Annotated in this window: 10 protein-coding genes and 2 rRNA genes; 1 reads left to right on the forward strand and 11 read right to left on the reverse strand. The window is 69.2% G+C overall.

Annotated features, from left to right (window positions below):
- Nucleotides 1-80 precede the first annotated feature (80 nt).
- From KRR39_RS10910 to KRR39_RS10940, 7 genes are all read right to left on the reverse strand, one after another.
- Nucleotides 81-1,034 (reverse strand): copper transporter, encoded by a 954-nt coding sequence (locus KRR39_RS10910; RefSeq protein ID WP_216942038.1) that lies wholly within the window; start codon nucleotides 1,032-1,034, stop codon nucleotides 81-83.
- Nucleotides 1,031-2,248 (reverse strand): putative cytokinetic ring protein SteA, encoded by a 1,218-nt coding sequence (gene steA, locus KRR39_RS10915; protein ID WP_216942039.1) that lies wholly within the window; start codon nucleotides 2,246-2,248, stop codon nucleotides 1,031-1,033. Before steA ends, KRR39_RS10910 begins: the two co-directional genes overlap by 4 nt.
- A gap of 91 nt (nucleotides 2,249-2,339) precedes the next feature.
- Nucleotides 2,340-4,067: a DNA repair protein RecN gene (gene recN / locus KRR39_RS10920; RefSeq protein ID WP_216942040.1), complete on the reverse strand. Its 1,728-nt coding sequence runs from the start codon at nucleotides 4,065-4,067 to the stop codon at nucleotides 2,340-2,342.
- Nucleotides 4,060-5,022 carry an NAD kinase gene (locus KRR39_RS10925; RefSeq protein ID WP_216942041.1) on the reverse strand — a complete coding sequence of 321 codons (963 nt, stop codon included), beginning with the start codon at nucleotides 5,020-5,022 and terminating at the stop codon, nucleotides 4,060-4,062. Before KRR39_RS10925 ends, recN begins: the two co-directional genes overlap by 8 nt.
- The gene (locus KRR39_RS10930) at nucleotides 5,019-5,852 is read right to left on the reverse strand and encodes a TlyA family RNA methyltransferase (RefSeq protein WP_216942042.1); all 834 of its coding nucleotides are present in this window, start codon (nucleotides 5,850-5,852) and stop codon (nucleotides 5,019-5,021) included. The genes KRR39_RS10925 and KRR39_RS10930 overlap by 4 nt, the downstream gene beginning before the upstream one ends.
- Nucleotides 5,853-5,874: 22 nt before the next feature.
- Complete coding sequence (locus KRR39_RS10935) at nucleotides 5,875-6,174, reverse strand: hypothetical protein (protein ID WP_216942043.1); 300 nt, start codon at nucleotides 6,172-6,174, stop codon at nucleotides 5,875-5,877.
- Nucleotides 6,175-6,203: 29 nt separating this feature from the next.
- On the reverse strand, nucleotides 6,204-7,232 hold the full coding sequence (locus KRR39_RS10940) for an HAD-IIA family hydrolase (RefSeq protein WP_254185665.1): 1,029 nt from the start codon (nucleotides 7,230-7,232) through the stop codon (nucleotides 6,204-6,206).
- 81 nt (nucleotides 7,233-7,313) lie between these two features.
- Between KRR39_RS10940 and KRR39_RS10945 the strand changes: the two genes are divergently transcribed.
- Nucleotides 7,314-8,573, forward strand: coding sequence for a DUF1015 family protein (locus KRR39_RS10945; RefSeq protein WP_216942044.1), 1,260 nt, complete (start codon nucleotides 7,314-7,316; stop codon nucleotides 8,571-8,573).
- 198 nt (nucleotides 8,574-8,771) lie between these two features.
- Here KRR39_RS10945 and KRR39_RS10950 read toward each other — a convergent pair whose 3' ends face one another.
- The 4 genes from KRR39_RS10950 to KRR39_RS10965 all read right to left on the reverse strand — a co-directional run bounded on the left by KRR39_RS10950 (nucleotide 8,772) and on the right by KRR39_RS10965 (nucleotide 14,312).
- Nucleotides 8,772-9,191 (reverse strand): single-stranded DNA-binding protein, encoded by a 420-nt coding sequence (locus KRR39_RS10950; RefSeq protein ID WP_367303722.1) that lies wholly within the window; start codon nucleotides 9,189-9,191, stop codon nucleotides 8,772-8,774.
- A gap of 380 nt (nucleotides 9,192-9,571) precedes the next feature.
- Nucleotides 9,572-10,669, reverse strand: a complete 1,098-nt coding sequence (locus KRR39_RS24710; protein ID WP_254185666.1) for a tetratricopeptide repeat protein — start codon at nucleotides 10,667-10,669, stop codon at nucleotides 9,572-9,574.
- A gap of 241 nt (nucleotides 10,670-10,910) precedes the next feature.
- Nucleotides 10,911-11,027 (reverse strand): 5S ribosomal RNA (gene rrf / locus KRR39_RS10960).
- A gap of 175 nt (nucleotides 11,028-11,202) precedes the next feature.
- Nucleotides 11,203-14,312: ribosomal RNA gene (locus tag KRR39_RS10965) — 23S ribosomal RNA — on the reverse strand.
- Nucleotides 14,313-14,524 lie beyond the last annotated feature (212 nt).

Below are 14,524 nucleotides of genomic sequence, written 5' to 3' on the forward strand. Positions count from 1 at the left end.
ATCAGTAGAAAGGTGAACGGCCGTCCACGGGGTTCTAGCCTACCAACGACCGGGCGATCTACCGAAAACCACGCCGAAGATCAGTCGGTTCCGCCCTCGGCGCCGGGCATCGCGCCGTCGGCGGCGTCGATCGCGCCGTACTGGCCGGTCCGGCCGGCGGCCTGCCCGGCGAGCGCCATCACGGTGACGACCTGCCCGGCGGTGCGGCCCAGCGAGTCGACCGTGGACACCTCACGGGCCGCGGTCACGTCGTCGCGGACCGCCTTGACCTGACCGTCCGCGCGGGCCGAGGCGACCGGCCCGGCGAGCACGACGCCGTCGGTCGCGGAGTCCACGGCCTGGACCAGGGTGTTCACGATGGTGGCCGCGCCCTGCTGCTCCTCGGCGCTGCCCTGGCCCGGCCCGGTCACGAACAGCACCAGGCTGCCCCGGCGGGTCAGCTTGTCCTCGCTGGACATCAGGCTGGTGGTGCTCAGGCCGGCCAGGATGCTGGTCGCCGGTCCGTCGACCTCCTTGCCGCCGTTGTAGTCGGTGCCGATCGCCCGCGCGATCAGCGCGCCGATCCGCTCGTAGGGGCTGGCGTCCGAGGGGATGGTGACGTCGGTGGCCCGGCCCTCGAGCTGGTTGCCCAGCTCGTCGACGAGCTGCTTGTTCCCGGCGTCCACCAGCTGGGTGCCGATCCGCATGGTGCCGCCGACGCTGCCGCCGGCCACCCCGACCAGGTCCTTGAGCGCCGTGACGTCGGACTGCTGGGCGGTGGGCAGCACGACGAGCGTCACCGCCCGGCCCTTCAGCGTGTCGCCGATCAGCCCGGGGGCGACCGTGGTGGCGAACTCGTCGGTGAAGGTGTTGCTGCTGCGCAGGCCGGTGATCTGCGCCTCCAGGTCGGCCTTCGTCTGGCGGTCGGTCTTCACCTGGTCGACCAGCGTGTTGTCCACCTCGCCCTTCAGCGGTCCCCCGCCCAGCGCGACGCCGATGGCGAGCGCGAGGAAGACCGAGACGATCGAGACGATGTGGTAGCGGAAAGAGATCACGTGAAGAGTCCTTGGATCCAGTCGAGTACGTCGGACAGCGCGCCGCCGATCGACGACCACCAGTCGCCGCCGACCGGGGTCGCGGCGATCGCGACTCCCAGGGCGAGCAGACCGGCGAGGAGCACGAGCACGAGGTGCCACACCCGCACCCGGCCGGCGTAGAGCTGCGGGATGCCCTTGGCGTCCACCAGCTTGGGACCCACCCGGAGGCGGGTCAGGAAGGTGCTCGCGAGGCCGGAGCGCTGACGGTCCAGGAACTCGTCGAGGGTGGCGTGGGTGCCCACCGCGATGATCAGGCTGGCGCCGCGCACGTCGGCGAGCAGCAGCGCGACGTCCTCGCTGGTGCCGGAGGCCGACAGCGTCTGGTGCCGCACGCCGAGCCGGTCGAGCCGGTCACCGCCGAGCGCCCGCCCGGAGCGGTCGGCGTGCAGGACGATCTCCCGCGACGTACGCAGGGCCTTGTCGGAGACGGCCGCGCCGCTGTCGCCCGACTGGGTGCCCTGGGCCAGCCCCCCCTCGCCGACCACGACGATGTCCGGGCGGTGCCCCGCCGCGATCAGCGCGTCTGCGCCGGCGTCCACCCCGACCAGGACCGGACGTTGCTCGCGGATGAACCGCTTGAGGCCGCGCAGGTCCTCGCGGTAGTCGTAGCCGCGGACGACCACGACGACCGGACGGCGCTCGATCACGGTGCGGGTCTGCGGGACGCCCTGGCCGTGCAGCAGCAGCTCCTGCTCGCGGCGCAGGAACTCGGTGGTGTTGTGGGTGAAGCTCTGCAGCTGCGTGGACAACCCGCTGCGGGCGTCCTCCATCAGCGTGCCGATCTCCTCGGCGCCGAGCTCGTGACCGCTGGCCACGTTCTCGTCGCCGACGTACACCTCGCCCTCGTGCAGCCGCACCGTGCTGCCGTCGCGCAGCCGGGTGAACACGTCGGTGCCGACCTCGTCGAGCATCAGCACGCCGGAGCGGGCCAGCAGCTCGGGCCCGAGGTTCGGGTAGCGGCCGGAGATGAAGCTCGAGGCGTTCACGACGGCGACCACACCGCAGTCGACCAGCGCCTCGGCGGTCGCCCGGTCGAGGTCGAGGTGGTCCACGACGGCGACGTCACCGGGCCGCAGGCGGCGCAGGAGGGAGGAGGTCCGACGGTCGAGCCGGACGGTGCCAGTGACCCCGGGCAGGCCTTGGACAGCAGTGTGGCGAGAGGGGAATTTCATGGCCCGAACATCCTGACACGCAGCGGCAACAGAACCCGGGAGGCTGCCGGGTGTGTGACCGAGACGACTGGATCGTCCGGTTCGGACGGGTTCAGTCCGCGGCGCGGGTGACCTGCGCGGCCGCCAGGAGCTCCTCGGCGTGCGCCATCGCGGTGTCGGAGTCCTCCTGGCCGGCCAGCATCCGGGACAGCTCGCGGACCCGCGCCTCGTCGTCCAGGACGGTCAGCCCGGACGAGGTCACCGTGCCGTCGTCGCTCTTGACCACCACGACGTGCCGGTCGGCGAAGGCCGCGACCTGGGGCAGGTGCGTGACGACCAGGACCTGGGCGTGCCGGGCCAGCATCGCCAGCCGCCGGCCGACCTCGACCGCCGCCTTGCCCCCGACCCCGGCGTCCACCTCGTCGAAGACGAAGGTCGGCACCGGGTCGGTCGCCGCGAGCGCGACCTCCACGCCCAGCATCACCCGGGAGAGCTCGCCGCCGGAGGCGCCCTTGCCGAGCGGCCGCGGCTCGGCGCCCCGGTTGGCGGCCAGCAGCAGCTCCACGTCGTCGAGCCCGGTGGGCCCGAAGCGCAGGGTCCGGTCCCCCACCGGGAGCCCGTGCGCGTCCTCGCCCTGGGAGACGGTGACGGTGAGCGTCGCGTGCGGCATCGCCAGCGAGCCCAGCTCGCCGGTCACCAGCCGCCCGAGCGCGGTGGCCGCCTTGGTCCGGGCCGCGGTGAGGTCGGCGCCCAGGGTGGCGAGCTCGCCCCGGATCCCGTCGCGCTGGTCCCGGAGCTCCACGATCCGCTCGTCGGTGTTGTCCAGCTCGAGCAGCCGGACCGCGGAGTGCTCCGACCAGGCCAGCACGTCCTCGATCGTCTCGCCGTACTTGCGGGTCAGCGCGACCAGGGCCGCGCGTCGTTCGGAGACCGCGGCCAGCCGGGCCGGGTCGGTGTCCAGGCCGCTGGCGTACGACGCCACGTCGGCGGCCACGTCGGAGAGCAGGTAGCTGATCTCCGCCAGGCGGTCGGCCAGCCCGGCCGCGTCCGGGTCGTGCTCGCGCACGCCGTCGAGCAGCTTGCGGGCGGCGGAGACCGTGCCCAGCGCGTCGGGACCACCGTCCTCCGCGGACAGGCACTCCCGGGCCTGCTCGGCGGCGGCCCGCAGGGTGTCGGCGAAGCCGAGCCGGGACTCCTCGGCGGCCAGCGCGACCTCCTCGCCGGGCTGTGGGTCGACCTCCTCGACCTCCCCGAGCCCGAAGCGCAGCAGGTCGGCCTCCCGGGCCCGCTCGCGGGCCGACTCGACGACGTCGGCGAGCTCGGCCTCGGTGGCCCGCAGGGCGGCGTACCGCTCGCCGAACCGGGCCCGAAGCTTGAGCGCCTTGGCGCCGGCGAAGCTGTCGAGGGCGTCGCGCTGCGCCGCCGGGCGGAGCAACCGGTGCTGGTCGGACTGCCCGTGCACCGCCACCAGCGGGTCGGCGAGCGCCGCGAGGGCGGAGACCGGGAGGGCGGCGCCGCCGGCGAACGCGCGGGACCGGCCCTCGGCGGAGATCTGCCGGGCCAGCACCAGCCGGCCGTCCTCGACCTCCCCGCCGACCGCGTCGACGGCCGCCGCCAGGGCCGGCGAGTCCGAACGGACCAGGCCCTCGACGCGGGCCGACGTCGCCCCCGTGCGTACGGCGCCGGAGTCCGCGCGCCCGCCGAGCAGCAGGCCCAGCGCGGTCACGACCATCGTCTTGCCGGCACCGGTCTCGCCGGTGATCGCGGTGAACCCGGGACCGAGCTCGAGCACCGACTCCTCGATGACGCCCAGCGAGCTGATCCGCAGCTCCTCAAGCACGGTGCGCCCCTCCGTCGCCGTTCTCGCTGCGGCGCCGGCGCTCCGCCGCACCGCGCCAGCCGGCGACCGGGAGGTCGAACTTGGCGACCAGCCGGTCGGTGAACGGGGCCTGGTGCAGCCGGACCAGGCGGACCGGCACGCGTCCGCGGCGGACCTCGATGCGCGCGCCCGGGGGCAGCTCGACGGTCCGCCGGCCGTCGCACCACAGCACGCCGGAGCCGTCTGTGCGGGCGATCACCTCGACCGCGAGGACCGAGGAGGGCGCGACCACGAGCGGCCGGGCGAACAGCGCGTGGGCGCTGATCGGCACCAGCAGCAGCGCCTCGACACCGGGCCAGACGATCGGGCCGCCGGCGCTGAAGTTGTAGGCGGTCGACCCCGTCGGGGTGGCGCACACGACGCCGTCGCAGCCCCACCGGGACAGCGGCCGCCCGTCGACCTCGACGACGACCTCGATCATCCGCTCGCGAGCCGCCTTCTCGACGCTGGCCTCGTTGAGCGCCCAGGTCGAGGCGACCAGCTCCTTGTCGTGGTAGACCGACACGTCGATGGTGAGCCGCTCCTCGGCGGTGTAGCGGCGGTGCACGATCGCGTCGATGGTGATGTCGACGTCGTCGGACTCGGCCTCCGCGAGGAACCCGACGTGCCCGAGGTTCACGCCGAGCAGCGGCGTACCGCACTCGCGGGCCAGCTCGGCGGCGCGCAGGATCGTGCCGTCGCCCCCGATCACCACCGCGAGCTCGCAGTCCGCGCCGGCCTCGGCGGTCGCCTTCACGACCTCGACGCCCTCGATCCCGAGGTCCAGGTCGTCGGCCTCGTCCTCGAGCAGGCGCAGCAGGATGCCGTGCGCGTGCAGGGACCGGCAGAACTGCGCAGCCACGTCCCGGGCCGCCTCCCGGCCGGTGTGCGCGATCACCAGCACGCGGCGGACGTCCTGGGTCTCCGATGAGGTCACGGGACCACCCTCTCACCGGGGGCCCCCAGGTCGGCGGTGCGGCGTACCTCGGCGTCGATCTCGCTCTCCCCCACGGTCGCCGGCCCCTTGCGCAGCCACAGGAAGAACTCGACGTTGCCCGACGGCCCGGGCAGCGGGCTGGTGGTGACCGCGCGGGCCCCCCAGCCTCGCCGGGCGGCGGCCGTGGCGACGCCGACGACGGCCGACGTCCGCAGGTCGAGGTCGCGTACGACGCCGCCCTTGCCGACCTTGTCCTTGCCCACCTCGAACTGCGGCTTGACCATCAGCGCCAGGTCGCCGTCCTCGCGGGTGACGCCGACCAGCGCGTCGAGGACCAGGTCGAGGGAGATGAACGAGAGGTCGCCGACCACCACGTCGACGTGGCCGACGAGGTCGGGAGTCATCTCGCGGATGTTCGTGCGGTCGTGGACCCGGACCCGCTCGTCGCTCTGCAGGGACCAGGCCAGCTGGCCGTAGCCCACGTCGACGGCGACCACCTCCGCCGCGCCGGCCCGCAGCAGGACGTCGGTGAACCCGCCCGTGGAGGCCCCGGCGTCCAGGCAGCGGCGGCCCCGGACCTCCAGTCCCAGCGGCCCGAAGACCGCGAGCGCGCCGGCGAGCTTGTGGCCGCCGCGGGAGACGTAGTCGGGCCGGTCCGGGTCCGCCACCACCACCAGCGCCACGTCGGTGCTCACGCCGGTGGCCGGCTTGGTGGCGACCACGCCGGCGACCTTCACGCGCTTGTCCGCGATCAGCTCGCTGGCGTGCTCGCGCGAGCGGGCCAGTCCGCGGCGGACCAGCTCGGCGTCCAGGCGCAGGCGGCGGGGCACGTCGGCTCGGCTCCCGTCCGGCTCAGGCGCCGGCGGGGTCGTTGCCGGCGTCGGCGAGCGCGCCGCGGAGCCGGTCGTGGGCGTCCTCGAAGACACTGACGTGCTCGGCGACCGGGCGCCCGTCGAGGTCGGCCAGCGAGGCGAGCACGGCGTCGACCTCCGGGTGACCCGTGGCCCCGACGACGCCCCCGTCAACGGGGTCGGCCACCTCCTGCGCCGGCTGGCTCGGGTCGTCCGCGGGAGCGGCAGCCTGCGGGTCGGGCCGCCGCTGGCCGAAGCTGCCGGGGCCGGGCATGGGGCGAGGGGTCGGGTGGTCGCTCACGACGGTCTCTTCCGGTTGTGGGTGTGGGGTCAGCCGGCGGCGGGCTCGGCGGCCACGCTACTCGGCGGGGTCAGGTCGGAGACGCCCGCGACGTCGCCGGTCGTGTCGAGGTGCTGCCAGGCGGCGGTGGCCACGACCTGCCACCAGGCGTCCGCGTCCTCACCGCCGCCGGTCACCTGCACGGTGCCGTCCACGACCGTCGCGCTCCAGCCTCCCCCGCCCACGGTGCCACCGTCGGTGGTCGGCGCGGCCTGTCGGCGTCCCAGGCCGCCGAGGTCTGCTGCGACGTACGACGGGCGCAGGGCCGGCTTCGCGGCGACCAGCTGCTCGAGGCCGGTCACCCCGGTCATCACCAGCAGGCTGTCGTACCCGGTGTTGTTGGCTCCCTCGATGTCGGTGTCGAGCCGGTCGCCGATCACCAGCGGCCGTTCGCCGCCCACCCGGCGCAGCGTCTCCTCGAACAGCGGCGCCTCGGGCTTGCCGGCCACCACCGGCTGCCGTCCCGCGAACCGGGCGACCACCTCGACGAGCGCGCCGTTGCCCGGCCCTGGACCGGCCGGCGTCGGGACGGTCAGGTCGGTGTTGGAGGCCACCCACGGCAGCCCGTCGCGCACCAGGATGGCGCCGGCGATCACCGTCGACCAGCGCAGGTCGCCGTGGAAGCCGGAGACGACGGCGGCGGGCTTCTCCTCGGGGTCCTGCACCGGGCGCAGGCCCTGCTCGCGGAGCGCGACCTCGAGCCCCTCGCCGCCGATGACGAACACCGCCGAGCCGTCGGGGAGCTGCTCGGAGAGCACCCGTGCGGCCGCCTGGGCGGAGGTCACCACGTCGTCGTCGGCGACCGCGACGCCGAGCTCACGCAGGTGCCGGGCGACCGCGGCCGGGGGCCGGGAGGCGTTGTTGGTGACGTAGGCCAGGTGCATGCCGGCGTCCCGTGCGGCGTCGAGGTGCTCCGGCGCTCCGGGGACCGCGTCGGGCCCGATGTAGACGACGCCGTCGAGGTCCAGCATCGCCACGTCATAGGCGTCCCACAGCGGACCCTGGCTGCCTGTCAGCACCGGTGCTCCTTCATTCGATCGGCATGGTTCGGAGGCCGACTCGGTGTCACCGGGCCGGAGCTGCTCTCGTACGATGCGGTGATGGTCAGCGACGCCCACCCGACTCCCCCTCCGGGAACAGGGGACCGTCGACCGTTCACGTTGAGCGCGTTCCGCGGCCTGCGCTTCGACCCCGCCACGGTGGGCGACCTCGGCACGGTCATCTCGCCGCCGTACGACGTGCTCGACGCGGACACCGTGCGTGACCTGGAAGCCACCAACCGACGCAACATCGTCCGGCTGATTCTGTCACGGCGGTTCGAGCGGCCCTACCTGGCCGTGCGGGCCCGGCTGCTCAAGTGGCGCGAGAAGGGCTACCTGCGCGCCGACGACGACCCGGCGCTGTACCTCTACGAGTACGTCGCCGACGGCACGACCGTGCGCGGGCTGATCGGGCTCGCGGGACTGCGCACCGAGGACGAGCGGGTGATCCTGCCGCACGAGGACGTCATGCCCGGCCCGGTCGACGACCGCACGGTCCTGATGCGCACCACCGAGACGAACCTCGAGCCGATCCTGCTCGTCCACGAGGGCACCGAGCGGCTGCGCGCGCTGATCTCCGACGCGGCCGTCGACGACCCGTCGGCGCAGTTCGTCGCCCTCGACGGCAGCGTGCACCGGCTCTGGGCCGTCGCGGACCCCGCGGTGGTGGATGCGATCGGCGTGGAGCTGGCCGGGACCCAAGCCTTGATCGCCGACGGTCACCACCGCTACGCGGCCTACCTGCGGCTGCAGGCGGAGCTGCGCGACCCGGACGCCCCGGACGGCACCTCGCCCTGGGACTCCGGGCTGGCCCTGCTCGTCGACCAGCGCGACCACCCGCTGCACATCGGCCCGATCCACCGTTCGGTCGGCGCCCTGACGATGGCCGACGTCTCGGAGATCTCCGCGGACCGGGACGACGACTTCGCGACGTTCCCCGACCGGGAGGCAGCGTTCGCGGCCCTCGTCCCGGCCACCGCCGAGCAGTCGGCGGACTCGGTCGCGTTCGTCGTGTCCGACGGACGTGCCTGGGCAGTGCTACGGACCAAGCGCACGAGCCCGGTCGACGCCTCGGTCCTGCACGAGGTCCTGCTGCCGGCCTGGGGAGTCGCCGAGGAGCAGATCGGCTACCACCACAGCCTCGACCAGGCCCTGCACACGACGGCGCGCCAGCCAGGCATCGTGGTGGCCGTGCACCCGCCCACCGTGGCCCAGGTCATGGAGACCGCTGCCGCGGGCGTGCGCATGCCTCGCAAGTCGACGTCGTTCGCGCCCAAGCCGCGCATGGGTGTGGTGATGCGCGACCTGCACGACGCCTGAGCCGACGGACCGTCATCCCTTGGCTCGTCGTTGCAGGGCTCGTCGTTGCAGGGCTCGTCGTCGCTGGGCTCGTCGTGCCTGGGCTCGTCGTCGCTGGCGCCCTTGTCGCACGGCAGGCGTCGCGCTGGGTCCGCCGCTCGGCCCGCCCGGGCCGGTCTGTCACGCGGGCTCCTGTCGGACAGCCGCGCCATCGCCGCTTCACTCTGCGGTCCGTTCGCGAGACTCTGCGGGCCGTTCCCGAGCGCGCGCACGCCGCGCGCTGAGCACCTCAACCTCGAGCCGGGTGCCGGCTCCCTCCCCCGCGCGGTAGAACCGTCGACGCAGGGCACCTCGCAGCTCGACCTGGTCACCGACGCTCCAACCGCCCACGGTGCGACGTGTCTTCGCGGCCCAGGCCACGCAGTCCACCCAGTCCGAGCGCTGGCTGGACCCGGACGTCATGGGCGTCCGTGCCCGCGGAACCGAGAGCCGGAACGTCGCGATGACCGCGCCACTCGGGAGCTCCCGCTCCACTGGTGACGATGACACGCGTCCGTGCAGCTGCACGGTGTTGTCCGTCGCGTCGCCGGACAGGTCGGGCGTTCTCGTGACCATGGTGACCACCTCCGCGACCAGCATCGCCGCGACGCCGGCGCACGCCCACGGACCGTGTCGGATCGGTGGACGACATACAGGCACGGGCGGATGTGGACGACATCTGGCCTCTGCGTTCGGCCGCAGGCAACTGCCGTCCGCGAACGTGAGCGCCGTCAGAGCCACAGGCGTCGCCGAGTAGCCGTGACCCAGACAGACTTCGGAACTGAGCACAGGCAGGGATCCGGGCCTGCCTATCTCGTTCACACTTCTTCTCGTGCTCAGCTGCCTTCTTCAGCAACTGCTTTCGTCAGCAACTGCGTTCGTTTTTAGCCGTTCTCGTTCTGAGCCGTTCCCGTGCTCCAGCGCTTTCGTGCTCACCTGTTCTCAAGATCAGGTGTTCTCGAGAACAGGTGCTCTCGTCCTCAGTTGTTCTGGTTCTCGAGTTCGTGGATGCGTTGTTCGGCGTTGGTGGTGTGGTCGTTGTCGATGGCGATGGTGCGGTGGAACCATTCGAGGGCTTCGGGGGTGCGGCCGGCGGCGTGGAGGGTGTCGGCGTAGGCGTAGCGGAGGCGGACGACCCAGTTGGCGTGGGTCTTGTTGCGTAGTGGGGCGTTTTCCAGGGTGCGCAGGGCGGCGTCGAGTTGGCCCTGGTCGCGGCGGGCGCCGGCCTCGACGATGGTCATCTCGGCTTTGAGGTGGGGTTCGAGGTTGGCGACGGCGGGGTTGCGGGCCAGGGTCAGGGCGCGGTCGGGGCGGCCCAGGGCGCGTTCGCAGTCGGCCATCACCGGGAGGTAGTCCTGGGCGCCGTTGAGGCGTTTGGCGGCTTTGAGCTCGGTGAGGGCTTCGGTGTAGTGGCCGGCGGCGTAGGCGGCCTCGCCGCAGGCTTCGCGGACCACCGCGATGCGGGCGGCGCGGGCGCGGGCGGCCTGGGTGTGGGCGTAGGCGGTCTCGGGGTCGTCCTCGAGGAGCATCCCGGCGGCGACGAGGTGGCGGGCGACGCGGTTGGCGAGCTTCTCGGGCAGGCCGCGCAGCTGTTGGGCGATGTTGTGGTCGAGCTCCTTGCCGGTGATCTCGGGGTCGAGGTCGGGGCCGTCGTAGCGGGCCTGTTCCTCGGAGCGTTCGCCGTTCTCGCCGCGGGTCCGGGGGGCCGGGGCGCTGGTCCGGTTCCCGCGCCCGTCCGAACGCGGCTGTCCGCCCCGCTCCGGACGCGCGCCGCTGCGCGGGTCGGCGTCCTTGGCGGTGCGGGTGGGCCGGTCGGTGCGGCCCTCGGTGCGGGAGCGGGAGAACGGCGGGTCCTCGGTGCGGCCCCGCGCGGAGGACCCGGCACCCCGGGAGGACCCCGTGTTCTTGCCGGCGCCCTTGCCGGCGGTGCCCCGTGCGGAGCCGGCACCGGCCCGCTTGCCGCCGCTGCTGCTGCTTTCGCCGCGCTGGGAGCCGCGCTGGGTGCCGCGCTTGTCGCCGCGGTCGCCGCCGCGGTTGTCGCCGCTGGTTCCGCGGTCGGAGGACGGGGGGGTAGCCATCAGGAACACTCCTCGAAAAGGGCAACGCACGAACATGGACCAGGAAACACCCCGCCCGGCCGACACCGCGAACCGGGTCGCCGTCAGGGGCCGAGCCGGCCAGGACCCGAGCCGGCCGGGCCGGGTCGGGCCCCGGAACCACAGGCGCCCCGGTGACGCAACAACCGGTAATACAAAAAGCAATAGGTCTGGGAAAACACGTAGAGGCCACCCCTGGGGGTGGCCTCTACGAGGAAAAGTGGTCCGGCGACGTCCTACTCTCCCACAACCTCCCGGTTGCAGTACCATCGGCGCTGAGAGGCTTGACTTCCGGGTTCGGAATGGAGCCGGGTATTTCCCTCTCGCTATGGCCGCCGTAACTCTATGGAGTTGTGCCAGGGCCCGTCGACCCCACACCACCCAAGGACCACCCCGCACCGGCCACCCGCCCACGCATACTGGGGGTGTGTCGGTGGAGCTGTCCCCTTGGGGGGGGGATCATCGAGCTCCCGACCGTAACTCGGGAACCACACAGTGAACGCGTAACATCTTTGAGGGACAAGCCCTCGGCCTATTAGTACCGGTCGGCTCCGTACATTACTGCCTTCGACCTCCGGCCTATCAACCCAGTAGTCTGCTGGGGGCCTTACCCGGTTACCCGGTGGGAAACCTCATCTTGAAACGTGCTTCCCGCTTAGATGCTTTCAGCGGTTATCACTTCCGAACGTAGCTAACCAGCCGTGCTCCTGGCGGAACAACTGGCACACCAGAGGTTCGTCCATCCCGGTCCTCTCGTACTAGGGACAGCCTTTCTCAAGTTTCCTGCGCGCGCGGCGGATAGGGACCGAACTGTCTCACGACGTTCTAAACCCAGCTCGCGTGCCGCTTTAATGGGCGAACAGCCCAACCCTTGGGACCTACTCCAGCCCCAGGATGCGACGAGCCGACATCGAGGTGCCAAACCATCCCGTCGATATGGACTCTTGGGGAAGATCAGCCTGTTATCCCCGGGGTACCTTTTATCCGTTGAGCGACGCCGCTTCCACATGCCAGCGCCGGATCACTAGTCCCGACTTTCGTCCCTGCTCGACATGTCTGTCTCACAGTCAAGCTCCCTTGTGCACTTACACTCGAAACCTGATTGCCAACCAGGCTGAGGGAACCTTTGGGCGCCTCCGTTACATTTTAGGAGGCAACCGCCCCAGTTAAACTACCCATCAGGCACTGTCCCTGATCCGGATAACGGACCTAGGTTAGATATCTAGTACGACCAGAGTGGTATTTCAACGTTGGCTCCACGACAACTGGCGTCGCCGCTTCAAAGCCTCCCACCTATCCTACACAAGCCGAACCAAACACCAATACCAAATTGTAGTAAAGGTCCCGGGGTCTTTCCGTCCTGCCGCGCGTAACGAGCATCTTTACTCGTACTGCAATTTCGCCGAGTCCATGGTTGAGACAGCGCCCAAGTCGTTACTCCATTCGTGCAGGTCGGAACTTACCCGACAAGGAATTTCGCTACCTTAGGATGGTTATAGTTACCACCGCCGTTTACTGGGGCTTAAGTTCTGCGCTTCGCTCCGAAGAACTAACACGTCCCCTTAACCTTCCAGCACCGGGCAGGAGTCAGTCCGTATACATCGTCTTACGACTTAGCACGGACCTGTGTTTTTAGTAAACAGTCGCTTGGGCCTGGTCTCTGCGGCCATCATCGCTTCTAACAGCTTGCGTTATAACGAATCCGGCCCCCCCTTCTCCCGAAGTTACGGGGGCATTTTGCCGAGTTCCTTAACCATGGTTCACTCGATCGCCTTAGTATTCTCTACCTGATCACCTGAGTCGGTTTGGGGTACGGGCGGCGCATAGCTCGCTAGAGGTTTTTCTCGACAGCATAGGATCATCCACTTCGTCCAAAAGGACTCCCCATCAGATCTCAGGCACATGAGAGGCGGATTTGCCTACCCCTCGCCCTACATCCTTAGCCGTGGTCTACCATCGCCACGGTTGGACTGCCTTCCTGCGTCACCCCATCGCTTGACTACTACTAGTTCGGGTCGTGCGCTCCACCTCCACGTCCCCGAAGGGATCTAGAAGGCTTAGGGCACTTAGCATCACTAGGTTCGTCATGGGCGCTACTTTGCCGGTACGGGAATATCAACCCGTTGTCCATCGACTACGCCTGTCGGCCTCGCCTTAGGTCCCGACTTACCCAGGGCAGATTAGCTTGACCCTGGAACCCTTGATCATTCGGCGGAGGAGTTTCTCGCTCCTCATTCGCTACTCATGCCTGCATTCTCACTCGTATGGCGTCCACAACTGGTTCACACCGCTGCTTCGCTCGCCATACGACGCTCCCCTACCGATCCACACACCTGGACCCCACAAGGGGGCCGGGCTATTGCGTGAATCCCATAGCTTCGGTGGATAACTTGAGCCCCGCTACATTGTCGGCGCGGAATCACTTGACCAGTGAGCTATTACGCACTCTTTCAAGGGTGGCTGCTTCTAAGCCAACCTCCTGGTTGTCTGTGCGACTCCACATCCTTTTCCACTTAGTTATCGCTTAGGGACCTTAGCTGATGGTCTGGGCTGTTTCCCTCTCGACAATGGAGCTTATCCCCCACTGTCTCACTGCCGCGCTCTCACTTACCGGCATTCGGAGTTTGGCTAATTTCGGTAAGCTTGTAGGCCCCCTAGACTATCCAGTGCTCTACCTCCGGCAAGAAACACACGACGCTGCACCTAAATGCATTTCGGGGAGAACCAGCTATCACGGAGTTTGATTGGCCTTTCACCCCTATCCACAGGTCATCCCCCAGGTTTTCAACCCTGGTGGGTTCGGTCCTCCACGCGGTCTTACCCGCGCTTCAACCTGCCCATGGATAGATCACTCCGCTTCGGGTCTTGATCGTGCGACTCAACCGCCCTATTCGGACTCGCTTTCGCTACGGCTTCCCCACACGGGTTAACCTCGCCACACAACGCAAACTCGCAGGCTCATTCTTCAAAAGGCACGCTGTCACAAGACACAAGGTCTCGCTCCAACGGATTGTAGGCACATGGTTTCAGGTACTATTTCACTCCCCGCCAGGGGGTACTTTTCACCTTTCCCTCACGGTACTTGTCCGCTATCGGTCACCAAGGAGTATTTAGGCTTAACGGGTGGTCCCGCCAGATTCACACGGAATTTCAGGGGTTCCGTGTTACTTGGGGTGACGTCTCAGAGCCATCGTCTTACGTGTACGGGGGGTATCACCCTCTACGCCGGGACTTTCCAGTCCGCTTCAACTTCAACGATGGTTTCTTACTCTGTGCCAGAACGGCAGTCCTGACGTGACGGCCCCACAACCCCCACTGCGCAACGCCTGCCGGCTATCACACGCAATAGGTTTGGCCTGTTCCGATTTCGCTCGCCACTACTCTCGGAATCACTTTTGTTTTCTCTTCCTGTGGGTACTGAGATGTTTCACTTCCCCACGTTCCCTCCAAACCCCCTATGTGTTCAGGGGCAGGTAACTGGACATGACTCCAGCTGGGTTTCCCCATTCGGAAATCCCCGGATCACAGCTCGGTTGCCAACTTCCCGGGGCTTATCGCAGGCTCCTACGTCCTTCATCGGCTCTTGGTGCCAAGGCATCCACCATGTGCCCTTAGTAGCTTGTCTTGCTACAAAGATGCTCGCGTTCACTGTGTAGTTCTCAAATTACGGGCGGACCCACCCCCACACCCCGCGCTCACCGCACCGACCGACACCCGAAGACATCGACCAACCCGGCAGTACACGGAAAGGGTGGCCCAGAAGAAACGAGAAAAAACTCTCGATCCCTCAGGACCCAACAGTGTGCTAGACCAACCCCTCCGTCCCCCCCCGAGGTT

The sequence above is a fragment of the Nocardioides panacis genome (assembly GCF_019039255.1).
Lineage (GTDB): Bacteria > Actinomycetota > Actinomycetes > Propionibacteriales > Nocardioidaceae > Nocardioides_B > Nocardioides_B panacis.